Annotated in this window: 14 protein-coding genes and 6 tRNA genes; 16 read left to right on the forward strand and 4 right to left on the reverse strand. The window is 44.6% G+C overall.

Translation table 11 applies throughout. From position 1 onward, the window contains the following. Nucleotides 1-173 precede the first annotated feature (173 nt). From VRK_RS00005 to VRK_RS00015, 3 genes are all read left to right on the forward strand, one after another. Nucleotides 174-264: transfer RNA gene (locus VRK_RS00005), tRNA-Ser, on the forward strand. A 165-nt stretch (nucleotides 265-429) separates the two neighbouring features. Continuing rightward, entirely contained in the window at nucleotides 430-1,821 is a 1,392-nt protein-coding gene (locus VRK_RS00010; RefSeq protein WP_231735716.1) for a phospholipase D family protein, read from the forward strand. Nucleotides 1,822-2,256: 435 nt separating this feature from the next. Further along, nucleotides 2,257-4,218 carry a methyl-accepting chemotaxis protein gene (locus VRK_RS00015; RefSeq protein ID WP_059119527.1) on the forward strand — a complete coding sequence of 654 codons (1,962 nt, stop codon included), beginning with the start codon at nucleotides 2,257-2,259 and terminating at the stop codon, nucleotides 4,216-4,218. 102 nt (nucleotides 4,219-4,320) lie between these two features. On the opposite strand, the gene ilvY is transcribed toward VRK_RS00015, so the two are convergent. Further along, nucleotides 4,321-5,217, reverse strand: a complete 897-nt coding sequence (gene ilvY, locus VRK_RS00020; RefSeq protein ID WP_059119528.1) for an HTH-type transcriptional activator IlvY — start codon at nucleotides 5,215-5,217, stop codon at nucleotides 4,321-4,323. Between the two features lie 138 nt (nucleotides 5,218-5,355). Between ilvY and ilvC the strand changes: the two genes are divergently transcribed. Beyond that, nucleotides 5,356-6,840, forward strand: a complete 1,485-nt coding sequence (gene ilvC, locus VRK_RS00025) for a ketol-acid reductoisomerase (RefSeq protein WP_059119529.1) — start codon at nucleotides 5,356-5,358, stop codon at nucleotides 6,838-6,840. Between the two features lie 156 nt (nucleotides 6,841-6,996). On the opposite strand, the gene ubiK is transcribed toward ilvC, so the two are convergent. The 3 genes from ubiK to VRK_RS00040 all read right to left on the reverse strand — a co-directional run bounded on the left by ubiK (nucleotide 6,997) and on the right by VRK_RS00040 (nucleotide 11,628). Beyond that, nucleotides 6,997-7,254, reverse strand: a complete 258-nt coding sequence (gene ubiK, locus VRK_RS00030; protein WP_059119530.1) for a ubiquinone biosynthesis accessory factor UbiK — start codon at nucleotides 7,252-7,254, stop codon at nucleotides 6,997-6,999. A gap of 130 nt (nucleotides 7,255-7,384) precedes the next feature. Further along, the gene (locus tag VRK_RS00035; protein WP_059119531.1) at nucleotides 7,385-10,498 is read right to left on the reverse strand and encodes a multidrug efflux RND transporter permease subunit; all 3,114 of its coding nucleotides are present in this window, start codon (nucleotides 10,496-10,498) and stop codon (nucleotides 7,385-7,387) included. Nucleotides 10,499-10,509: 11 nt separating this feature from the next. Continuing rightward, complete coding sequence (locus tag VRK_RS00040) at nucleotides 10,510-11,628, reverse strand: efflux RND transporter periplasmic adaptor subunit (RefSeq protein ID WP_059119532.1); 1,119 nt, start codon at nucleotides 11,626-11,628, stop codon at nucleotides 10,510-10,512. Nucleotides 11,629-11,952: 324 nt separating this feature from the next. Here VRK_RS00040 and rep point away from each other — a divergent pair, with 324 nt between their 5' ends. The 12 genes from rep (at nucleotide 11,953) to VRK_RS00100 (ending at nucleotide 23,398) form a co-directional block, all read left to right on the forward strand. Then, entirely contained in the window at nucleotides 11,953-13,974 is a 2,022-nt protein-coding gene (rep, locus tag VRK_RS00045; protein ID WP_059119533.1) for a DNA helicase Rep, read from the forward strand. Between the two features lie 200 nt (nucleotides 13,975-14,174). Further along, a tRNA-Arg gene (locus VRK_RS00050) sits at nucleotides 14,175-14,251 on the forward strand. Between the two features lie 32 nt (nucleotides 14,252-14,283). Then, nucleotides 14,284-14,359: transfer RNA gene (locus tag VRK_RS00055), tRNA-His, on the forward strand. Nucleotides 14,360-14,476: 117 nt separating this feature from the next. Further along, nucleotides 14,477-14,553 (forward strand) — tRNA-Pro (locus tag VRK_RS00060). 11 nt (nucleotides 14,554-14,564) lie between these two features. Next, nucleotides 14,565-14,640 (forward strand) — tRNA-His (locus VRK_RS00065). Between the two features lie 8 nt (nucleotides 14,641-14,648). Then, nucleotides 14,649-14,725: transfer RNA gene (locus VRK_RS00070), tRNA-Pro, on the forward strand. 883 nt (nucleotides 14,726-15,608) lie between these two features. Then, nucleotides 15,609-17,327 (forward strand): dipeptide ABC transporter ATP-binding protein, encoded by a 1,719-nt coding sequence (locus VRK_RS00075; protein ID WP_059119534.1) that lies wholly within the window; start codon nucleotides 15,609-15,611, stop codon nucleotides 17,325-17,327. Nucleotides 17,328-17,391: 64 nt separating this feature from the next. After that, nucleotides 17,392-18,948 carry an ABC transporter substrate-binding protein gene (locus VRK_RS00080; protein ID WP_059119535.1) on the forward strand — a complete coding sequence of 519 codons (1,557 nt, stop codon included), beginning with the start codon at nucleotides 17,392-17,394 and terminating at the stop codon, nucleotides 18,946-18,948. A 171-nt stretch (nucleotides 18,949-19,119) separates the two neighbouring features. Beyond that, nucleotides 19,120-20,097 carry an ABC transporter permease gene (locus tag VRK_RS00085; protein WP_059119536.1) on the forward strand — a complete coding sequence of 326 codons (978 nt, stop codon included), beginning with the start codon at nucleotides 19,120-19,122 and terminating at the stop codon, nucleotides 20,095-20,097. Nucleotides 20,098-20,099: 2 nt separating this feature from the next. After that, a complete protein-coding gene (locus VRK_RS00090) occupies nucleotides 20,100-21,038 on the forward strand; it encodes an ABC transporter permease (protein ID WP_157371953.1) in 939 nt (312 codons plus the stop codon). 163 nt (nucleotides 21,039-21,201) lie between these two features. Then, a complete protein-coding gene (locus tag VRK_RS00095; protein WP_082671430.1) occupies nucleotides 21,202-22,149 on the forward strand; it encodes an SPOR domain-containing protein in 948 nt (315 codons plus the stop codon). 163 nt (nucleotides 22,150-22,312) lie between these two features. Beyond that, a complete protein-coding gene (locus VRK_RS00100) occupies nucleotides 22,313-23,398 on the forward strand; it encodes an ABC transporter substrate-binding protein (RefSeq protein ID WP_059119539.1) in 1,086 nt (361 codons plus the stop codon). Nucleotides 23,399-23,465: the final 67 nt, after the last annotated feature.

The following is a 23,465-nucleotide window of genomic DNA, read 5'->3' on the forward strand; positions in this document are numbered from 1 at the left end:
CATGTGAGAGTAGGACATCGCCAGGCTTTAATTGTTTATCTTGGTTCTTGTTTGCATCTAATCTGCTGCACATTTCCCAAGATAACCTAAATAAAGCAGTTGTTGGTAAGACTTTATTTAGAGAAATTTAACTAAAAATAGGATAATTAGGTCTGTTTTTAGTCACAATTTGTGGAGAGATGGCTGAGTGGTTGAAAGCACCGGTCTTGAAAACCGGCGATGGTTAATAGCTATCCTAGGGTTCAAATCCCTATCTCTCCGCCACTTTAAAAAAGCCGTTGATATTTCAACGGCTTTTTTTATGCCTTTAAATCACCAATTCCTATCGATTTTGCTGCCTGAAGGTTCAAGCTTATATTTTTAAAAGCACAGGTATTCAGTGAGTGTACATCTCTGTTTATTACTGGCTGTTCTTCAGCACCAGATAGTGTGCCATTATCTGATCATGACTATTGTGCTGTACCGCTGAATCGCTCAACGCAGACTTTATCTCAGTTTACCGCGCCTTTTGCATCAGAAATGCGGCATAAGACCGGCGTCTATGTGTTGGAGCAAGGAACGGAAGCGATGATGTCCCGTGCATGGCTGTCTGAACGTGCGGAAAAATCTATCGATGTACAATATTTTATATTTTCAATCGATAATATTGGCCTGATTGCTACCGATTATTTGGTGCGTGCTGCTGAGCGTGGTGTCAAAGTTCGAGTGTTGGTTGACGATATTATGCTTGAAGCTCGGGGGGATGAGCTTTTAATGCTGGCTGCACATAAGAATATCGAGATTAAAATTTATAATCCGAATGCGAATGTCGGCAAGAATATTCTCGGAAAACTTACATCGCTTGTGACTGATTTCCATGGTCTCAATCAGAGAATGCATAATAAAGTATTTCTTGTTGATCAACAAATTGCAATTACTGGTGGGCGCAATATTGCCGATGAATATTTTGGCTTCGATCATGACTATAATTTCAGGGACAGAGATGTTTTCCTCGCAGGTAAAGCCGTTCATTCAGTACAAGCATCTTTTGAACAGTATTGGCAAAATGATCTCAGTGTTTCCGTAGAAAACCTTGTTGATCGTCAGCAATCTTCAGAGAATCCGGATTTTTCTCGGCTACATTCCTATGCGTGTGATCCTGAGAATTTTAATTCAGAGATTAGAAAAGAGATCGAAGAAGTACCCGAGACCTTTAATCACCTCGTAGATGAAGGTAAATTTTTATTTATCGATCATATTGAATATATTACTGACATTCCGGGAAAGAATGATCGCAAGCATTTTCTGGGTGGCGGAAGTATTACCAAAGATAAGTTGGTTGAACTTGCGGAAAAAGCAACTGACAGTATCGTTATTCAGACACCATATTTGATTACAACTAAAAGAGACCGGGCATTTCTACGTCAATTGGTTAATCATGGTGTCAAAATAAAAATACTTACAAACAGTCTGGCATCCAATGATAATTTAGAAGCTTTTAGCGGCTATCAAAGAAATAGAAATGAATTACTCGACACTGGTGTCGAAGTTTACGAATTCAGACCTGATGCTAGAATTAGGCAGAGGGTGATGTCGGAACATATGTATAAACGATTACCATCGGTACCTATATTTGGCCTCCATGCCAAAACGATGACGATTGATAATAATATTACCGTGATTGGTACTTATAATTTTGATCCTCGCAGTGCAAATTTAAATACTGAGAGTATGACGATTATTTACTCTCCTGATGTTACACAAGATGTGAAAGCTTCTATGTTAAAAGAAATGGAAGCAGAGAATGCATGGAAGGTTACCAAACAAAGTTCGTTTATTTAAACAAATTGGGGTGAAGCTGCGGAGAATTGTGCCGAAAAGTATACTCTAACATTGTCATATTAAATTCATTCGACAATGTTCGATTCAAGAATTTATGGAAAGCCCCGTACTGTATTCCATGGGCATATGGATGACACGGATGAATTAAGGTCTTGTTGAATCGACTCATCCAATAAAAATTACGCACATACATGGCAATATTCACTGCCAAAGTTCTTTCGTCAATATAGATATGTGTGAATATGATATAAATATATCTGTATATAAATTACGCTTATATTGGTAGATCAATAAATATAACCAAGTGATAACTGAAAGAATAAAAAATATGTGATGGATTTATTGGACAAGTCATAGGAATCTTGCAAAAACGCTGCCGCACACTATTTTCAAATAAGGCATAAAAAATTGCCGGGACTTGGTGAGAGAGGATTCATGAAAATAAGAACGAAGCTGATTGCAACATTTGTAGTCGCAGTAATCGTGCCTGTTGCATTTTTAGCGATTTTCTCAATAAGAGAAGTGACTGATGCGGCTATCATCCAATTTCAAAAATCAACAAAGAAAGAAATTGTACAAGTTGATCGTGCATTCAATATTTTCTTCGAGAATGCGAAGAAGAGTATTGATTATCTTGCATCGGTGCCGGAAATTATCGGACCTTTATCTGGTGCACCAAGCTTTGTCGATCAACGGAATATCGACAAATTTCAGGGATGGGTTTCCCTAGACGGGGCCGCGAAGCGACTGTTTGAAATTTTTGATGATTTTGGGAAAGCACAAAAAAATCTCGCCTATATATACACCGGACGTGAGACGGGCAATTATATCGAATGGCCGGGTAGTGACTATTCTTCGCCTTTCGACCCTCGGGTTCGCCCATGGTATAAAGCGGCAATGAACGGTAATGGCAAAGCGGTGATGACGAATGCCTATTACTGGAAAGGGGATGATGCAACTTACATTGCGATTGCGAAAACGGTTAAGAATCAAAACAATAAAGTACTTGGTGTCGTCAGCTTAGATATTTCAGTCAATGAGCTGACCGATATCGTGAAAAATATCACCATTGGTGCCAATGGCTACATTGTCTTGCTCGAAGACAATGACAATATCTTAGTTGATCCCTACAAACCCGAGAATAACTTTAAATCGGTGAGTGATGTTGAAACACCGTTTTTTAAATTGATGAACGAGCACCCGAAAGCGCTATTTGAGATCAACCGTGGCGGAACCGACTATCTGGGACAGATTATTACTTCTAAGTTGGGTTGGCGCTTTGTTGCATTAGTACCTAAGTCTGAAGTCTACGCTGCTGCGGTGAAACAGACTTATGTGACTTTCGCGATTGTGATTCCGTTAGTCATTATCTTCATTCTGATCGCATTCTATGTTTCCAAAGTCATTACCTCACAAATCAGCAGTGTGACGGGGGTGCTACGGCAAATTTCTCAGGGGCATGGTGATTTGACGATTAAGCTCGATGCAACTGCCAAAGATGAGGTCGGAGAACTCTCTCGTGCCTTTAATGACTTTGTTGACAAGTTAGGGAATCTGATTCGCGAAGTGGTTAGCCTCAGCGCCGATCTGAAGCGTATGGCTGCTACAGCGACGGATAAAGCGCATCAGTGGCAGGATGATTCAGGGAAGCAGCTAGAAAAAGTCACACTTGTGGCTGATGCCATCTCAGAAATGTCGAAAGCGACGGCTGAAATTGCATCCAGCTCCGAGCAGGCTGCGGGGATTGCTGAAAGTAGTTCAGCGGCATGTACAAATGGAAAATTAGTCGTTGAAAATACAAGAGAGTCGATCGAGATGCTTGCCAGTGAAGTGCATATGACGAGTGATATCATCAGCAAGCTCAATGACAATTCTCAACAGATTACCACCATTATTACCACGATTCAGGGAATTGCAGAGCAGACAAACTTACTAGCGTTAAACGCAGCCATTGAAGCCGCCAGAGCCGGAGAACATGGCCGAGGGTTTGCTGTAGTTGCTGATGAAGTCCGTAATCTGTCACAGAAGACAACGACGTCTACGGAAGAAATTCAGCAAATGATCCAAGAGTTGCAACAAACCACGCAACAAGCAGCAAACGTCATGAAAAATAGTAAGTCGATGACCGATAGTGCTGTAGAACAAGCCAACACTGCCAGCGAAAGTTTGATTCAGCTAGCCCATTCGATTGATCAGATAAAAGGTGCTTCAATCCAGATTGCGACAGCGACTGAGGAACAGTCTTGTGTCTGTGAAGACATCACACTCAATACACAGCAAATTAATGGCATTGCCACTCAACTGACAGAAGACGCACAGGGACAACTGGATAGTGCTGAAGCGTTCCGTGCCGTCTCTGATAAGATGTTCGATTTGGTAGGAAAATTTAAAGTATAATCAATTAATTGAAAATCTATCACAGCAAATGCCTGAGTCGTGATGCTCCGGCATTTTTCGATTTGGCCTCAACTATTTTACAACCTAACCGCAGGTTCTGAATTAAGTCACAATACTTCTTTTGGCAGTGACAACCTGCCATAAGGCTTTTACCAGCGGTTGCTCCAATTGGGACTGACGGCAGCAGACCCCCAATTGGAACGGTGGTATCAACTGACTCTCCGGCAAGCGTTGCACCTTTTCTCGGGCTGGGCTGTTATTGATGACAACATCAGGTGCAATCCCGATTCCGTATCCGAGCGCAACCATACTCACTATTGCTTCGTGACCGGCACTTTGAGCATAGATATTGGGTTTGATTCCCATTTCCTTAAACCAAGTATTGGCCCTTTCTCTTGCCGTCCCTGATTCAGGGACGATGAATGGAATCGTTGACCAGTCAATCGGGTCGGCACGAAGAGCCTGCTCGAAGCTGCTGACACCGACAGGGGCAATGACTGACAGCGGTATCTCACTGATCGATTCAAATACAATGCGGTTAGGCAGTTGTTCAGGCAAAGCTGAGATGGCTAGATCGGCTTCGTTGTTCAGGACCTTGTCGATTGCCTGAGCAGGATCACCCGTTAATAGTTTGAATTCAATAAACGGGTGTTGAGAGCGAAAATCAGCCAGTAGTTCCGGAAGGTGGCTATAGCTAGCCGTTACCGAACAAAACAGGCGGATTTCACCTTTCAGCGTTTGGTTACTCTCATGCAGTTCCGCCTGAAACTGCTGCCACTCACTGATGATTTTCAAGGCGATCGGCAGAAGTCGAAGGCCTGTTGACGTCACTTCTACCCGGCGGTTATCGCGGATAAAGAGGTGTCGTCCGATTTCATCTTCAAACTTTTGAATTTGACGGCTTAATGCGGATGGACTCATGTGCATTGCCGCTGCAGTTTTACTAAAGTTTTTACTGTCACAGAGATGGACAAAAAGTTCTAATATTCTGATATTCATATTGTTGTCTAATGTGTTGCATTTTTTGCAATACTTAGTTGTGAATATATCACTTTCGGCAACAGAATGTCTGATTTAATATGTGGATATTCGGTGCCTGCTACCGACATGATGGATCAATAACGAAGGAGCCCCTACATGGCTAACTATTTCAATACACTGAACTTACGTCAGCAACTGGATCAACTTGGCCGTTGCCGTTTTATGGACCGTGAAGAATTTGCCAATGAAGCAGATTACCTCAAAGGTAAGAAAGTTGTGATCGTTGGCTGTGGTGCACAAGGTTTAAACCAAGGCCTGAACATGCGTGATTCTGGTCTGGATGTTGCCTATGCATTACGTCAGGCGGCGATCGATGAGCAACGTCAATCCTATAAGAATGCGAAAGACAATGGTTTTGAAGTGGGTAGCTACGAGCAACTGATTCCTCAAGCGGATCTGGTGGTTAATCTGACGCCTGATAAACAGCATACCAATGTTGTTGAAACCATTATGCCTCTCATGAAAGAAGGTGCAGCGTTGGGCTATTCACATGGCTTCAATATCGTTGAGGAAGGGATGCAAATCCGTAAAGATTTGACGGTTGTCATGGTTGCACCGAAGTGTCCGGGAACTGAAGTTCGTGAAGAGTATAAGCGTGGTTTCGGTGTACCGACACTTATTGCTGTACACCCAGAAAATGATCCACAAGGAGATGGTCTGGAAATCGCGAAAGCATGGGCTGCTGCAACCGGTGGACATCGTGCGGGTTGTCTGGAGTCTTCTTTTGTTGCTGAAGTCAAATCAGACCTGATGGGTGAACAAACGATTCTGTGTGGCATGTTGCAAGCCGGCTCTATCGTGTGCTACGAAAAAATGGTTGCCGAAGGTATCGATGCCGGCTACGCAGGAAAACTGCTGCAATACGGTTGGGAAACTATTACGGAAGCCCTGAAGTTCGGTGGTATCACGCATATGATGGATCGCCTGTCGAATCCTGCGAAAATCAAAGCATTTGAGTTGTCCGAAGATCTTAAAGACTTACTGCGTCCGCTGTATAACAAACACATGGACGACATCATTGTTGGTGAATTTTCTAGTACGATGATGGCTGACTGGGCAAATGATGATGCAAATCTGTTGAACTGGCGTAAAGAAACGGGTGAAACGGCATTTGAGAACTACCCTGAATCAGATGTGAAAATCACTGAGCAAGAATATTTTGACCACGGTATCCTGATGATCGCGATGGTTCGTGCCGGGGTTGAGCTGGCATTTGAAGCGATGACTGCTTCCGGGATCATTGATGAATCAGCTTATTACGAGTCTCTACATGAGCTACCACTGATTGCCAATACCATTGCTCGCAAGCGTCTGTATGAAATGAATGTTGTTATCTCTGATACAGCAGAATACGGAAACTACCTGTTTGCCAATGTTGCGACTCCGCTACTCCGTGAAAAATTCATGCCTTCAGTGAGTACGGATGTGATTGGTAAAGGCTTAGGCGAAACGTCTAATCAGGTTGATAACGCTTATCTGATCGAGGTGAACAGCGTAATTCGCAATCATCCGGTTGAGTATATCGGTGAAGAATTACGTGGCTATATGAAAGATATGAAGCGTATTGCCGTAGGTGGTTAAGCTGATGCTGTCGTCACCATTTTAGGTGACGATCACTGAGGTTATGTTATAAAAAGGCCTGAATCAAATGATTCAGGCCTTTTGCTTTTGAATAACATGAGATAACTCGTCATGAAAGCTTGCAGAACATGACAAATTGCTCTCAGTTCACTTCAATCATTTATCTTGTTTGGACAATTTATCTTCCAACTCAGTAAGCTTTGTTTCCAACTGAGTCAACTTTTCACGGGTACGAAGTAATACTTGTGTCTGAACATCAAATTCTTCACGACTGACAACATCCAGCTTATTCAATTGTCCTTGAATGACCTGACGAACTTTTTGTTCAACATCAGCACCAAGGTCTTTAACTGGTTGCGGCATGGCATCATGAATCTGTTTTGCGACTTGCTCTAGCTTTTTGGGATCAAACATATAGGGTAAAACTCCTCTTCTGTTACCTGTTATTCTATGTAATTCAGGCAAGAAAGTCGTTATGAAAGTCGACAAAAAAGGCCACAAACTGTGGCCTTTCACTTATCCGAATATCAAACACACCTTACGTCTATGAAGCTGTATGGGTTGGCGCTTCATCGGTTGATTGCTTTTCTTCATCGTCTTCCACAAAAACCGGTAGTGGTTTGTGTTTCTCTGCCAAGTAACTGTAGATGACAGGAAGTACAAACAGCGTAAACAATGTTCCGATCGCAAGACCAGCAACAATCACAATACCGATACTGAATCGCTGTTTGGCACCGGCACCGGTGGCATACATTAATGGAATCAGACCGGCAATCATCGCGGCTGTGGTCATTAGGATTGGACGCAGACGAACCTTAGCCGCTTCCATGACTGCTTCAATCCGATCTTTATTGAATTTCAATTGTACCTCTTTGGCAACCTCACAAATCAAGATGCCATGCTTGGTTATCAAACCAATCAAAGTAATTAACCCGACCTGAGAATAAATATTGAGAGAAGTGAAACCAAAGAATCCACCCCATGCCAATGCGACCAGAGCTCCACAGATCGCGAGTGGTACAGACACCATGATGACGATTGGATCTCTGACGGATTCAAACTGAATAGCCAGAACCAAGAAGATAATTGCCAAAGCGAGAGCAAAGGTCGTATAGAGTGCGCTCCCTTCGGTAATAAACTGACGAGATTCACCCATGTAGTCGCGGGTGTATCCGGTCGGTAGCGTCTTATCGACTTCATGATTCAACCACTCAAGTGCACTTCCCATGGTGACTCCGGGGGTTGGTACTGCACTGATGGTTGCTGAGTTCAACTGGTTAAAGTGGGGTAATGCCCGAGGTTCTGAAACCACATCAATCTTAATCAGACTGCGTAAGGGAATCGCATCTCCATTTGCGGCCAGTACATAGTAATTGTTCATCGACTCAGGGTTGAGTCGGTACTTACGTTCGACTTGCGGAATGACTTCATAGGAACGTCCGTAGAGATCAACGCGATTGACATACCCGTCAGCCATCATTGTTGCCAGTGTCGTCCCAATATCCTGCATCGTCACTCCATAAGCACCTGCTTTGTCTTTATCAATGCTGATCTTCATCGTTGCTGAATCGAAGTTCAGATCCAGTGTTGAGTAGACAAACAAGGGGCTCTGTTGAACTTTGCCCAGAATGTCTGAAGCCAAAGTAAACAGGTTCTCGAAGCTGTTTGGTGTTTTCAGAACTAACTGAATCGGTAGACCTGAACCGGCACCCGGCAGTTCTGGCATCTCGAAAGCGGAAACAGACATGCTCGGAACTTCTTTAAGAAGTCCTTGTAGTCGTTTTTGTATTTCAGACTGACTTGCTTCCCGCTGACTCCAAGGTACCATGACCGAGAAACCCAGAGACTGGTTTGATTTCGGCACACCAGTAAACTCCAGATTTAAGTTAACTTCAGGTTGCTTCATCAAAATATCATTGACGTGCTCCATGGTTCTCTGCATGTAGTCAAGGTTAGCGTTTGACTGGCCATTGGCAATAAACATCACCACCCCGTTATCCTCAGAAGGGGCCAGTTCAGTCGGAATAAATTTGAACAGTACCGGCAGGCTGGCAAGGATAATCAAGGCAAAAGCAATCACAACGGGACGGTGCATCATGACCGCCGATAGCATTTTCTCATAGCGGTTAGTCATACGATCCAATGCTGAGTGAACCCGACTTTCAAATCCGTTGGGGGTGCCGTGTGCGATAAGCATCTTTGAACACATCATCGGTGAAAGCGTTAGTGCAATAATCCCTGAAACGATCACCGAACCTGCCAGAGATAATGCAAACTCTTTAAATAGTGAGCCTGTAATCCCTTGTGTCAGTGCAATTGGTGCATATACTGCCGCCAGAGTGAGTGTCATGGCAATGACCGGTAACGCAATTTCTCTGGTTCCGATAATCGCTGCCCTAAATGGTGTCTCACCCAGCTTGATGTGACGGTCAACGTTTTCGAGAACAACGATCGCATCATCAACAACCAAACCGATAGCGAGCACCATGGCAAGCAGTGTCATTAAGTTCCAGGAAAACCCGAAAGTCTGCATCACCAGAGAAACCCCAATCAGAGACAGTGGTATAGTGATGATCGGAATCACGACAGCGCGGAAAGAACCGAGGAAAAGGCTAATTACCACCAATACGATTAGAATTGCTTCTCCGATGGTTTTGATAACCTCGTTAATCGACTCGTTGATTGCTTCTGTTGAGTCGTAGAGCAGCGTCATCTTGATATTGCTCGGCATATTCTTTTCGATGCGCGGCATAATCGCTCTGACATCTCGTGCGATATCAATCGGGTTGGCACTGGGGGCAGCATTTATGGCGGCAACAATAGCTTCTTTTCCGTTTGCGGTTGCCCGATAGGTATCATGGCTTTTGGCCAGCGATACTTTGGCGATGTCTCCCAAGCGGATAATTTGACCACCATCCGACTTGATGACCAGCCGTTCTAATTCTGTGGTCGTAGAAACCTGTGTATCCGCATCACCATTATAGAGAACAAATTCCCCCGTTGATTGCCCTGTCGCGGATTGGTAGTTATTCGCGCTCAGAACACTCATAACTTGAGATGCAGACAGTTTCAATGCGGCCATTTTATTGGGGTCTAACCAAATACGCAGGCCATATTTGATCCCACCATAGAGATCAACCTTCGACACACCACTGACCGAGAATAATTGTGGGTTGACCACGCGCTCGAGATAGTCGTTGATTTGGCTCGAATTCAACTCATCACTGGAAAAACCAATATACAGTACCGCAGTTGTTGAGCCGGTTGACATCGTCACACTCGAGTCTTCAGCTTCTTTTGGCAGTTGTGAGCGCACCGAGTTGGTTTTTGCCAATATATCAGCCAATGCCGCATTCGGATCGGTATTGAGCTTCATTTTGATCGTAATTATTGAACCACCCATTGAGGATTCAGAGGTCATGTAGTCGATATTATCGGCTTGAGCAATGGCTTGTTCCAAGGGTTGGGTAATGAATCCCTGAATCAGATCCGAGCTGGCACCATAGTAGCCAGTTGTCACGGTGATCACGGTGTTCGTCATCTCTGGATACTGTCTGACTTGCAGCTTGAATACGGCTTGTAATCCAAGCAAGGCAATCAACAGACTCAGTGAGATGGCGAGAACCGGACGTTTGATGAAAATGTCAGTAAAACGCATGAAACCTCCGGTTAAAGCATGGGAACTTCAGATGATGGTGTCAGCGTATTACTTTCCACCACATGAACTTTTGCCCCATTACTTAAGCGGACCTGACCGGAAGTAACAATAATATCTCCGTCCTTCACACCACTTAATATGTGAGCTACATCTTTTTTGCGCTCTCCCACCTGAATGACATGTTGCTTGACACGCTTTTCACCATCTTTATCGGTCACAATGTAAACACTGTCACCATAAAGCGTGTAGGCAATCGCCACCTGAGGAATAGTCACCTGATCTTTTTGGACTGGCAGTAGGATATTTGCTTTAGCGAACATCCCGCTGCGTAGCTTGCCATCGCTATTCGGGATATTGGCTTCTACCTGAACTAATCCACTCTGTGCACTGACCGCAGGTTCGATGGCCTTGATCGTCCCTTTGAATGAGTCATCCGGATAAGCATCGACAGCGATGTTGACCGTCTGCCCCACTGAAATTTTAGACAGGTCGGTCTGCGGTATCGTGAAGTGCAGACGCATCACAGAAGTATCTTCCAGACGGACGATATTGGATCCGATATTCAGGTATTGGCCGACATAGATATTGCGGATACCTACCGAACCAGAGAAAGGTGCCGTGATTTCACGTCGGGCAATGGTCGCTTTCAAACTTTCGATATCGGCAGACAGAGAGAAATAAGCTGCTTCAGCTTCATCGAAAGATTCTTGAGACAAAGACCCTTTTGCATACAGGCCTCTGTAGCGCTCATATTTTGCTTTTGCCGCAGGCAAACGGACTTGCGCACTTTTTAAGTTCGCTTTTTCAACAGCCGAATCGAGCGTCATCAGCATCTGTCCTTTTTCGACGGAAGCGCCTGACTCAAATGTGATATCTTTAATTACACCACTGGTTTCGGAGGTGAGTGTCACACCCTGTTTCGGTTCAATAAAACCGATCGCTTCAATAACCGGTGTCCAATCTTGCACTTTAATCTGAGAAACTGTAATCGGAAATGAGGGTTCGGGCATGTTGGCAAAATAGTCATTCATCGCTTTTTGCTTGAACAAATTTATTCCGATAACACTACCTAACAGCACAATAACAATCAGCAGCATCGAGAGTGTCCATAGTAATGTCCGCTTTTTCATTCGATGTTAAACTCCAAGTTTAATGATGAACTAGCCTCAACGAGTTTGTTTCTCTAGTTTGTGCAACAAGGTGCTTTCTGATAAAGCTGAATTCACTATCAGAATAATTGGTTCGCTTGATTGCTAACTTTTTGGTATTGAAGCATGAATTAGGTTGCCATTATAGCTTACAGAGTAGCCATATATGCAACACACTTGTGCAGTAAATTATGTAAAAAATCGCATATTTACACGAGTGGTAAATTTATCAGCCGGGCATTATCATGAGGGCGTGTGAATGTCCTCGTAAACCAGTCATCAAGTTCAGAGCAGATGAGATAACGGATGAAGTTAAATCCAAGACAAGATGAAGCCGTCAAATATATATCCGGTCCGTGTTTGGTGCTTGCCGGTGCCGGATCAGGTAAGACCAGAGTCATTACCAATAAAATTGCCTATTTAGTTCAACAGTGTGGCTATAAAGCACGCAATATTGCTGCGGTGACGTTTACCAATAAAGCGGCCAAAGAAATGAAAGAGCGGGTCGCTCAAACGCTGGGGAAAAAAGAATCCCGTGGCCTGATGGTTTCAACTTTTCATACGCTTGGCTTAAATATTATTCGCCGGGAATATAAAGCACTCGGTCTGAAGGCCGGTTTTTCTTTGTTTGATGATCAGGACCAGTTGGCTCTCCTCAAGGCGTTGACGGAAACACAGATCGATGGGGATAAGGATCTATTGCGTCAGTTGCTCAGCACCATCTCCAACTGGAAAAATGACATGCTATCTCCGGCACAGGCTAAGGCGAGTGCCAGAGGTGAACAGGAACAGCTATTTGCGTTTTGTTATGAGCTGTATCAGAACCAAATGAAAGCCTACAATGCACTGGATTTTGATGACTTGATTCTGATGCCGGTCGGATTACTGAAAAACAATGAGCAAGTCAGGCAGCACTGGCAGTCGAGAATCCGTTATCTGCTGGTGGATGAATATCAGGATACCAATACCAGTCAGTATGAGTTGGTTAAGCTGCTGGTGGGAGAACGAGGCCGGTTTACGGTCGTGGGTGATGACGACCAATCGATTTATTCATGGCGAGGTGCTAAACCCCAAAATCTGGTGTTACTGGGCGAAGATTATCCGAGTTTACGGCTGATTAAGCTGGAGCAGAATTACCGTTCAACCAATCGGATTTTGCATTCGGCCAATATTTTGATTGCTAACAATGCTCACGTATACGAAAAGAAACTCTTTTCTGAGTTGCCGGATGGCGAAAAACTAAAAGTCATTATGGCCAATAATGATGAGCATGAAGCAGAGCGTGTCACTGGTGAAATTATTGCCCACAAGTTTATCAATCATACAGCGTATCGTGACTATGCCATTTTATACCGGGGCAATCATCAATCCCGTTTGATTGAAAAAAGCCTGATGCAAAACCGGGTTCCTTACAAAATCTCAGGGGGGACCTCTTTCTTTGCGCGAGCTGAGATCAAAGACATCATGGCATATCTGCGAGTGCTGGTGAACCCAGATGATGACAATGCTTTTTTGCGCATTGTTAATACACCGCGTCGGGAGATCGGCCCTGTGACGTTGGAGAAACTGGGCAGTTACGCCAACATGCGTGGTAAAAGCTTGTTTGAAGCCAGTTTTGAAATTGGGTTAGAGCAGCATCTGACCGGTAAAGGGCTGGAAAATTTAAGGCGTTTTACCCAATGGCTGGTGCGGTTATCGGATCAGGCAGAAAGAGGCGATACCGTTGACGTTGCACGCTCACTGGTACGCGATATTCATTATGAAGACTGGCTGTACGAAACCTCATCAAGCCCCAAAGCGGCTGAGATGAGAATGAAGAACGTTTCTGACCTCTATTCATGGATTGTCGCTGATTTAGAGGGTAACAACCCCGATCAGGAAGAAAAATCGCTTAAAGAGGTGGTTCAGCGCCTGACTTTGCGTGACATGATGGAGCGCGGCGAAGAAAATGATGACAGTGATGCCGTTCAATTGATGACCTTACACGCATCCAAAGGATTGGAATTTCCGTATGTCTATTTGATCGGGACTGAAGAAGGTATCTTGCCTCATCAAACCAGCATTGATGAAGATAACATCGAAGAAGAGCGGCGCCTGATGTATGTCGGTATTACCCGGGCTCAGAAAGAGATGACCTTTATCGTGTGTAAAGAAAGGCGTCAGTATGGGGAGCTCATCCGCCCAACGCACAGTCGTTTTTTGGATGAATTACCTTATGATGATGTGAGTTGGGAGCAGCAGAAAAAAGCGCTTTCACAGCAGGAGCGGATGGAAAAAGGGCAGGCTCATATTGCTAATTTGCGAGCCATGTTTAAAAAGGATTCTTGACGAATCGAGTGGGAAAAGCAACGATAGAACACGGCATGAAGCGATGCTTTTCTGACAACGTTCAACTGTCTGATTCTCGAAGAGATGCCTTTTTCAATGATGACTGACGAAAAAGGCGTCAAACGATAAAAAAAGTTGAAAAAAAGCTAGACGACAAACCATGATATCCGTATCATTCCCCTCCGCCGATAGGGCATGATGCGCCCGTAGCTCAGCTGGATAGAGCGTTGGCCTCCGGAGCCAAAGGTCGAAGGTTCGAATCCTTTCGGGCGCGCCATTTGCGGAGGAATGATCGGCAACAGACGTATGGTGGCTATAGCTCAGTTGGTAGAGCCCCGGATTGTGATTCCGGTTGTCGCGAGTTCGAGTCTCGTTAGCCACCCCATTTCCTGAGAGCACTTCCCCATTTGGGCTGTTTTTCAGAGAGACAAACGGACTGTTTGCCTTGAGCATATATCTTATGCTGTCGGCAGTGATAGACAATATCAAACAATAAATGTATCGGTGAATAGCGCAGTTTGGTAGCGCATCTGGTTTGGGACCAGAGGGTCGGGGGTTCGAATCCCTCTTCACCGACCACTTTTTCAGTGGTGGCTATAGCTCAGTTGGTAGAGCCCCGGATTGTGATTCCGGTTGTCGCGAGTTCGAGTCTCGTTAGCCACCCCATTTATTCTCGGTGAATAGCGCAGTTTGGTAGCGCATCTGGTTTGGGACCAGAGGGTCGGGGGTTCGAATCCCTCTTCACCGACCACTTTCAGAGCCTCGGCAGATGCCGAGGCTTTTTTGTATCTACAATATTTGTCGTGTGCTGACCAGACTCTTTCTGTCTCCTATTCCTATTCGGTCATCGCACAGTTTGGTGGCGCATCGATTCTTTTAAGCATAAGCGGACCAGAGGATGGTTTTGGGGTTCGAATTCCTCTTCACCGACCACTTTCAGAGCCTCGGCAGATGCCGGGGCTTTTTTGTATCTACGATATTTCTCGTGTGCCGACGGACTTTTCTGTCTCCTATTCCTATTCGGTCATCGCACAGTTTGGTAGCGCATCGATTTATGAACATAAAAATAGTGCAGTTTTATCACGCATCGGTTTTTGAATAGATTCTGTTTCATAGCATGGTTGATACTGTCAATGAGCGGCTTAGTATAATTGACTAGATTGTCAGGGCATAAAATGTAAACATTTGGTTAATGTGGTGATAGTATCAATAACTAACATGAGTGATTATTTTGGTCTAATATATTGTATGTATGTTTTATGTTGGATACTCTCTGTTACTATCCGGTCATTTTTTAGCATTTTCCCATGTGTTTTTTTAAGACGAAAATTTAGCTTAATTTAAAGTTTTATTCTAATTATTGTTATTTATTTATATTTTAAACTGATGACGATTACATCTCGGGAAGGTTTTTTTAATTTCACAACATAAGAAAAATGCACAAAAAAAGCATTTTTATTCGATTTTTATCGCGAATTATCCGAGTATACTGAATTTATATACTATGTTTATTGCTTTTTTTTGAAATTTTTGCACAATGATAAACTTTGTGAGTAATCAGCAGAATATGCTGATATGAAAGGATTCAACTCTTTAGGCTCGGCATTCGTTGCGAGTCAGAGGTCAAATTTGTCATGTCTCTTTTAGAAGTTAAAAATCTTCAAATCGAATATCCGTCACGCCATGGGGTTCATGCCGCAGTGAAATCCCTTTCTTTTCAGATCGAGCGCGGAGAAATCGTCGGTGTGGTTGGCGAGTCCGGGGCGGGGAAGTCAACCGTCGGTAATGCGGTGATTGATCTGCTCAGCCCTCCGGGCGTTATCGCCGGTGGTGACGTCTATTTAAATGGTGAAAAGATTTCGGGCCTGTCACCGGAGCAAATGAGACGTGTACGGGGATCGAAAATTGGATTTATTTTCCAGGATCCGATGACATCATTGAATCCGCTCTTTACGGTTGAGCAGCAACTGAAAGAAACGATTCATGCCAACATGAAAGTGACGGATGAAGAAGCCTATCAGCGTGCGCTTGCGCTCATGCAGCAAGTCGGTATTCCTCAACCTGAGAACCGCTTGAAGCAATATCCACATCAGTTTTCCGGTGGGATGCGTCAGCGAGTCGTCATTGCCATTGCACTGGCCGGTGAACCGGATTTGATTATCGCGGATGAACCGACCACAGCACTGGATGTTTCGATTCAGGATCAAATATTAAGCCTGATTCGGGAATTATGTGTACAGAATCAAGTGGGCTGTATGCTCGTCACCCATGATATGGGTGTGGTGTCGAATGTGACCGATCAGGTTGCAGTGATGTACCGTGGTGATCTCGTTGAATTCGGGCCGACAGCACAAGTTTTGGGAACACCACAACATCCATATACAAAGAGTCTGATTTCGGCAGTCCCGCGTTCGGATATCAAGCTTGATCGTTTTCCTTTAGTTAGTTACATCGAAGAAGCCAGTGAGATGGAACCGCTGGATATTAAGAATCACTGGCTGGGGCAACGTCAGGATCAACGTGAATATTCCGGTGCATTATTGCGGGTCGAAAATGTTAACTTGCGTTTTGTGACCAAAGATTCGTTGTTTGAAAGTCGGCGTGAGTATGTACAGGCTTCAAACCATGTGAGTTTTGACGTGATGGAAGGCGAAACCTTTGGTTTGGTCGGGGAGTCCGGTTCAGGGAAATCAACCATTGCGCGTATTATTGCCGGCTTGTATGTGCCGAATTCCGGGAAGATTACGTTTGAGGGCATCGATCTCACGGCACTCACTTCAGAAAAAGCGCGTCGTCCACTGCGTCGTCAGATGCAGATGGTGTTTCAAAATCCATATACGTCAATGAACCCTCGCATGAAGGTCCTTGATATTATTGCCGAACCGATACGCTTCCATCATTTGACGAAAAATGAATCGGAAACACGACAGATTGTTTATGATTTGCTGGACCATGTCGGTCTTGGACGGATGTCCGGGGTTAAGTATCCGCATGAGTTCTCCGGTGGGCAACGTCAACGTATTTCGATTGCGCGTGCTTTGGCAACACGACCCCGATTATTGATTTGTGATGAACCCACATCCGCGCTGGATGTTTCGGTTCAGGCACAAATCCTGAATTTGTTGAAAGACTTACAAGCAGAGTTGAATTTAACCATGCTCTTTATCAGCCACGATTTACCAGTGATCCGCCAAATGTGTGATCGAGTTGGCGTGATGAAGATGGGAACATTACTTGAAGTTGCACCGACAGAAGCGTTGTTTTCTGCACCGCAACATGAATATAGCCGCCAGTTAATCTCTCTGATGCCGGAATTTACAGGGTTGAAAGAAGATATTGCGGCGATGCGTTGATCTCAACCCCAAAGACAAAAGCAAACACACGAAGGGATGAACTTCCCGCATAAGGAGTTATGCAATGAAAATGATAAAAACCAAACTGGTTGTGGCATTGATGGCTGTTGGACTGAGTTTCTCAGCCGCTGCTGCGGATATTACGATTGCTTATGCAGCTGACCCGGTGTCCATGGACCCACAGGAACAGTTGTCTGAAGCAACCTTACAACTGTCTCATATGGCGTTCGATCCCCTTGTTCGCTATACCCAGTCTAAAGAATTTGAACCTCGTCTGGCGACAAGTTGGGAACGTATTAACGACACCACCATGCGCTTCCATTTGCGTCATGGCGTCAAATTCCACACTGGCAACCCCTTCTCTGCGGATGATGTGGTCTGGACGTTCAATCGTCTGAAATCTTCGGGCGACTACAAAGGGATTTTTGCTTCAATTGAGAAAGCGGTCAAAGTTGATGATTATACCGTTGATCTGGTGACCACTGGCCCATACCCACTTATTCTGCAAAATGCGACTTATATCTTTGCGATGGATAGTAAGTTTTATTCAGGTAAAACTGAAGACGGCAAAGATAAGTCAGAAATCATCAAGCATGGTAATTCTTTTGCATCAACACATGAATCCGGTACCGGGCCATTTGTTGTCACCTACCGTGAGCAAGGCGTAAAAGTTGAGTTTGAGCGGTTCAAAGACTATTGGGATAAAGATTCAAAAGGTAACGTTGATCATCTCACATGGGTACCGATCAAAGAAGATGCAACACGTGTTGCAGCGCTGCTTTCCGGGGATGTTGACATGATTGCGCCGGTTGCCCCGAACGATTTGGAACGGATTGATGAAGCCAAAGGCATTGATTTGGTGACCATTCCCGGCGAACGGATTATCACATTCCAGATGAATGAAAAAAGTCAGCCGGCCTTTAAAGATAAGCGTGTCCGTGAAGCGGTGACTTATGCGGTCAACAACACCGGGATTGTGAAAAAGATCATGAAAGGTTTTGCAACAACCGCAGCGCAACAGAGCCCAATCGGTTATGTGGGGTATAACCCAGATCTGAAACCACGTTACGATCTGAAAAAAGCCAAAGCGCTGATGAAAGAAGCCGGCTATGAAAAAGGCTTTAACATCACGATGATTGCACCGAATAACCGCTATGTGAATGATGCAAAGATTGCCCAAGCAGTTGCTTCGATGCTGTCTAAAATCGGTATCAAGGTCGATCTGAAAACCATGCCAAAAGCACAATACTGGCCTGAGTTTGATAAATGTGCTGCGGATATGTTGATGATTGGTTGGGACTCAGATACACAAGATTCTGGTAACTTTACAGAATACCTGACCATGACGCGTAACGCCGAAACGGGTAAAGGTCAGTACAACTGTGGTCACTACTCTAACCCAGAAGTGGATCGTTTGGTCGAAGCCTCTAACGTTGAAACCGATTCAGCGAAACGCGCAACGATGCTGAAAGAGGTTGAGGCGAAGCTCTATCAAGATGCTGCTTTTGTGCCGCTACACTGGCAGAACCTTGCTTGGGGTGCCAAATCAAATGTGGATATCAAACCGGTTGTGAACTCAATGAATTATCCTTATCTGGGTGATTTGGTCGTCAAAGAGTAACAATACCTGCTGAGCCAGTATGCCTAATCACAATGAGGCATACTGGCTTGTATTTATTCCCTGTTATTACGGTGCTTATTTCATTCAGTCGGATAAGTACCTTTTTCAGACTGAACTCTCGTTAAAGTCATTTGGCTTGTAACGAGGTCACAGATAGCCAAGGGGCAAGATATGTTCTCTTTCCTGATCAAACGTCTGGTTCAGGCGTTTGTCGTTATGTTTGTCATTAGCTTAGTCGCTTTTGCCATTCAGGATAATTTAGGTGATCCATTGCGTGAGCTGGTGGGTCAGTCCGTGTCAGAGGCACAGCGGCAGGTCCTGCGCGATGAAATGGGGCTCAATGATCCATTTATGGTGAAATATGTCCGATTTATCAAAGCTGCATCGCACGGTGATCTCGGGACGTCGTATTTCTTTAAGCGTCCTGCACTGGATGTCATTCTGGAAAAACTCGTCGCAACGCTGGAACTGGTATTCGGTGCTGCGGCAATTATTATTTGCCTGTCTATTCCTCTTGGTGTTTATTCAGCGATCCATCCGAAAAGCTTTTTTTCCAAGGTCATAATGGCGGCCAGTAGTATTGGTATCTCGATTCCGGTCTTTCTGACCGCAATCATGTTGATGTATATCTTCTCAATTGAGCTGGGATGGTTGCCTTCTTATGGCCGGGGCGAAACGGCCAATGTGCTGGGATGGGAGTCTGGCTTCTTCACACTTGATGGTTTAGCGCACCTTATTTTACCGTGTATCTCGCTGGCATCGATTATGTTGCCACTGTTTATTCGTTTAGTTCGCTCGGAAATGCTGGAAGTTCTGAGTTCAGAATACATAAAGTTTGCCAAGGCAAAAGGGTTGGCACTGCGTAAAATCTACTATCGTCATGCCCTGAAAAATACCATGTTACCGGTATTGACGGTCGGCGGGGTACAGCTTGGCACCATGGTCGCTTATACCATCCTGACCGAGACTGTCTTTCAATGGCCGGGTACTGGTTTCCTGTTTCTGGAAGCAATCAATCGAGTCGATACGCCACTGATTACCGCTTATGTTATTTTCGTCGGGCTCATTTTCGTGGTGACGAATACCATTGTTGACCTGCTATATGGATTGATTAACCCAACCGTCAACCTCACCGGAAAAGGAGCGTGATGATGAACCAGACCGTATCCGCCCCATCTATCTGGGAGCGTTTTAAAAAATCAGATTTTCTTTACTATTTCTTAAATGACAAAGTTGCAATGTTCAGCTTTGCGGTATTTCTTACCTTTGTTGTGGTTGCTTTACTATCGCCTTTGATTGCCCCGACGAATCCTTATGACTTAACGTCACTGGACATTATGGATTCGGAAATTCCGCCGAGCTGGATGCCGGACGGCGATAGTCGTTTCTTGTTGGGAACTGATGATCAGGGCCGGGATATCCTCTCAACGATGTTATATGGTTCGAGACTTTCTTTGACCATCGGTTTTCTGGCGGTGGCGCTACAGCTGTTTCTCGGCATTATCATCGGGCTTTCATCGGGTTATTTCGGTGGTCGGATTGATAGTTTTCTGATGCGTTTTGCTGATGTGCAGTTGTCTTTTTCAACCATGATGGTGGCAATTATTGTTTCGGCTATTTTTAAGGCAAGTTTTGGCAGTGAGTTTTATAGTGAATATGCGGTTGTTATGCTGGTTGTCATTATCGGTATTGCCGAATGGCCACAATATGCAAGAACAATTCGTGCTTCCGTACTGGCCGAGAAAAAGAAAGAGTATGTTGAAGCTGCTCGCGTGATGGGATTTAAATCACTGAGAATTATGTTCCGTCACATCCTGCCGAACTGTTTATCTCCCATTTTGGTGATTTCGACGGTTCAGGTTGCCAATGCCATCATGTCTGAAGCGGCACTTTCTTTCCTCGGTCTTGGATTGCCGGTTGAGCAACCGTCGCTCGGCTCGTTGATTAGTATCGGTTTCAACTATATTTTCTCCGGTTCATGGTGGATTACAGCATTCCCGGGTATTGTGTTGGTACTGTTGGTTCTGGTGATTAACCTGCTTGGTGACTGGCTCAGGGATGTTTTTAATCCTAAACTCTATAAAGGATGATAAGTCGATTGATTTATCGATGAAAATTCTCCTAAACTGAGCCGTATAACTAATAAATACGGCTCTTTTTTTGCATATTTGTTTTGTATCGTATTGGAGCAGTGTTGTGATCGATTGATTATTTGACAACTTAAAGTAATGAAAGGATTTTGTTGTGAACGTGATGATAAAGGTCACCAAAAATATCCTAATGGGTTTTGCCTTATGTTCTAGTATTTTTTTGGCTCATTGGGTGAACGCACAAGAAGAATTTCTTTGTGATGCGACACAGGTATCCACACAGGAGCTTCCCACATTAGACAAAAACTGTCCGATCGGTGAAGGCCTATGGGGAAAAAGCCAACCTCGAAGTCAGAACTCAATGTTCTGGATTCAGTGTGGTATTTTTAGTCAGCCGATGCCGTTAGCGGATGCGAAGATACTTTACCGACAAATTTCTACCGATGTCTGGATGAAACCCGGTGCCAATCAATATCGTTGTTTGATCGGGCCGTATAATGATATTCGCAAAGCAAGACAGGAGCTGAATAAAATTCATCGGCTGAAAGGATATCATGAAGCGTTTATCCGAGAAGTTCGTAAACAGCAACAAGGTGCTTCTGCAGCAAGAACAGCTACGCCACCAAAAGCATCTGTGGCTCAACGTCGTGTGAGCCAACCTCATAAAGCACCTCAGCCAGCCACACCGTCCCAGCCATCTCAAGCGGCAAAAACGCCAACCACACAGGCGTCAAATCAGGCGGTGACGCCCCAGCGCTCTTCCTCTCCTGTAATGGACGAAAGTGTTGTCATCCGCAAGCAAACCGTCATTGCCGGGGTTAAATATGTGATTCCTTTTCTGGGGGTTAAAGCATCTCAGTTCTATATGGAATATGAAATCCCATGGAACCGGTTGAGTTATGGGCAAGCCTATGCAACCTGCCAAAAAATTGGCATGAAGATGGCGACGGAGAGTCAGTGGAAACAACTGTTGGCATCTCAGGTCATGGACCGGGAACAGTGGCCTCTTTACCTACCTTATTGGGGAGTCGATAAGAAAGGGATGTTCACCAGCGGCAAAGTCAGTCAACTGAAAGGCTCATCGCTGCTGAATGTTGTTTGTGTGCAATAGTATTATCGTTCTCAGCGTTACCCATTGCGGCTTTTCGGCACCAATGATGATGAACATCAAATAAGATGATATTTCCTATCAAATGATAATGAATATTATTTATTTTTTTTACTGATCGGGTAAAATCCAGCTTTTGCTACCCCTGTTTGTAAAGGAATTCATCATGCTTAAAAGGTTCATGACGCTTTTGTTGATTTTATTTGTGCCTCAGGTCGTTGCCAAAGTCACGACGGTCACTGATATATTAGGGCGTCAGGTGACGCTTGATCTTCCCGCTCAACGAGTTGTCCTCGGTTTTTATGGCGAAGACTATATGGCCATCGGTACGGAAAAATCATTTGATCATGTTGTAGGGATGTCAAAGGGGATTTGGGAGCAGTGGCGCCCGGCAAACTGGGCAATGTATGTTGCACATCGGCCATCACTCGAAACCTTGCCTGATGTGGGTAAAGTGGATACTCAGACATTCTCTGTCGAAAAAGTGATCAGTTTGCACCCTGACTTGATTGTCCTTGCGGATTGGCAGTACAAAGGTTTGGGAAGCGATGTGGATCGTATGGAACAAGCTGGTATTCCGGTGATCGTGATTGATTACAACGCTCAGACGGTCGAACGGCATGTTCAAAGTACACTGATTATCGGCCAAATCACAGGCCAGGAAGCCCGCGCACGGAAAATTGCGACTGAATACCAAAATATGATTCAGATAGTGAAGGACCGTCTGGCGAAGGCCAATCTTCCGAAACCAACGATCTATGCTGAGTTTGGTTTCCCGGGGACAAAAGAATATGGTTACACTTTTGGCAAAAACATGTGGGGCGCGATGGCTGAGGTTGCCGGGGGAGAGAACATCTCCAAGCCGTTTGTCGAATGGTGGGGACATTTGAATCCTGAGCAAGTATTAGCGGCTCAGCCAGATGTTGTACTGATCACTGGTTATGAGTTTGGCGGTGCTGATGATGCCATGTTGATTGGGCAGAATATTGACCGTGCAACTGCAATAGCCCGCTTAGAAGGTTACAAACACCGTTTAGGTTGGAGTAGTCTGCCCGCAGTGAAGAATAACCGGATGATTGGTATCTACCACGGTGCTTCGCGCAGCATTATGGATGCACCCATGACCCAGTTTATCGCTAAAGCGCTGTATCCGGATTTGTTTGCAGATTTGGATCCTGAAGCGGAATACCTCAACTTCTACAAAAAATATCTGCCAGTAACACCGACAGGCACTTTTGCCGTCTCTCTCTAATTGATTGGTAAAGAGATTTCATTGACAAGGCCGCTGTAAAACAGCGGCTTTGTCTTTGATGCAGTAC

This window comes from Vibrio sp. MEBiC08052, from assembly GCF_001506075.1.
In the GTDB taxonomy this organism is placed as follows: Bacteria; Pseudomonadota; Gammaproteobacteria; order Enterobacterales; family Vibrionaceae; genus Vibrio.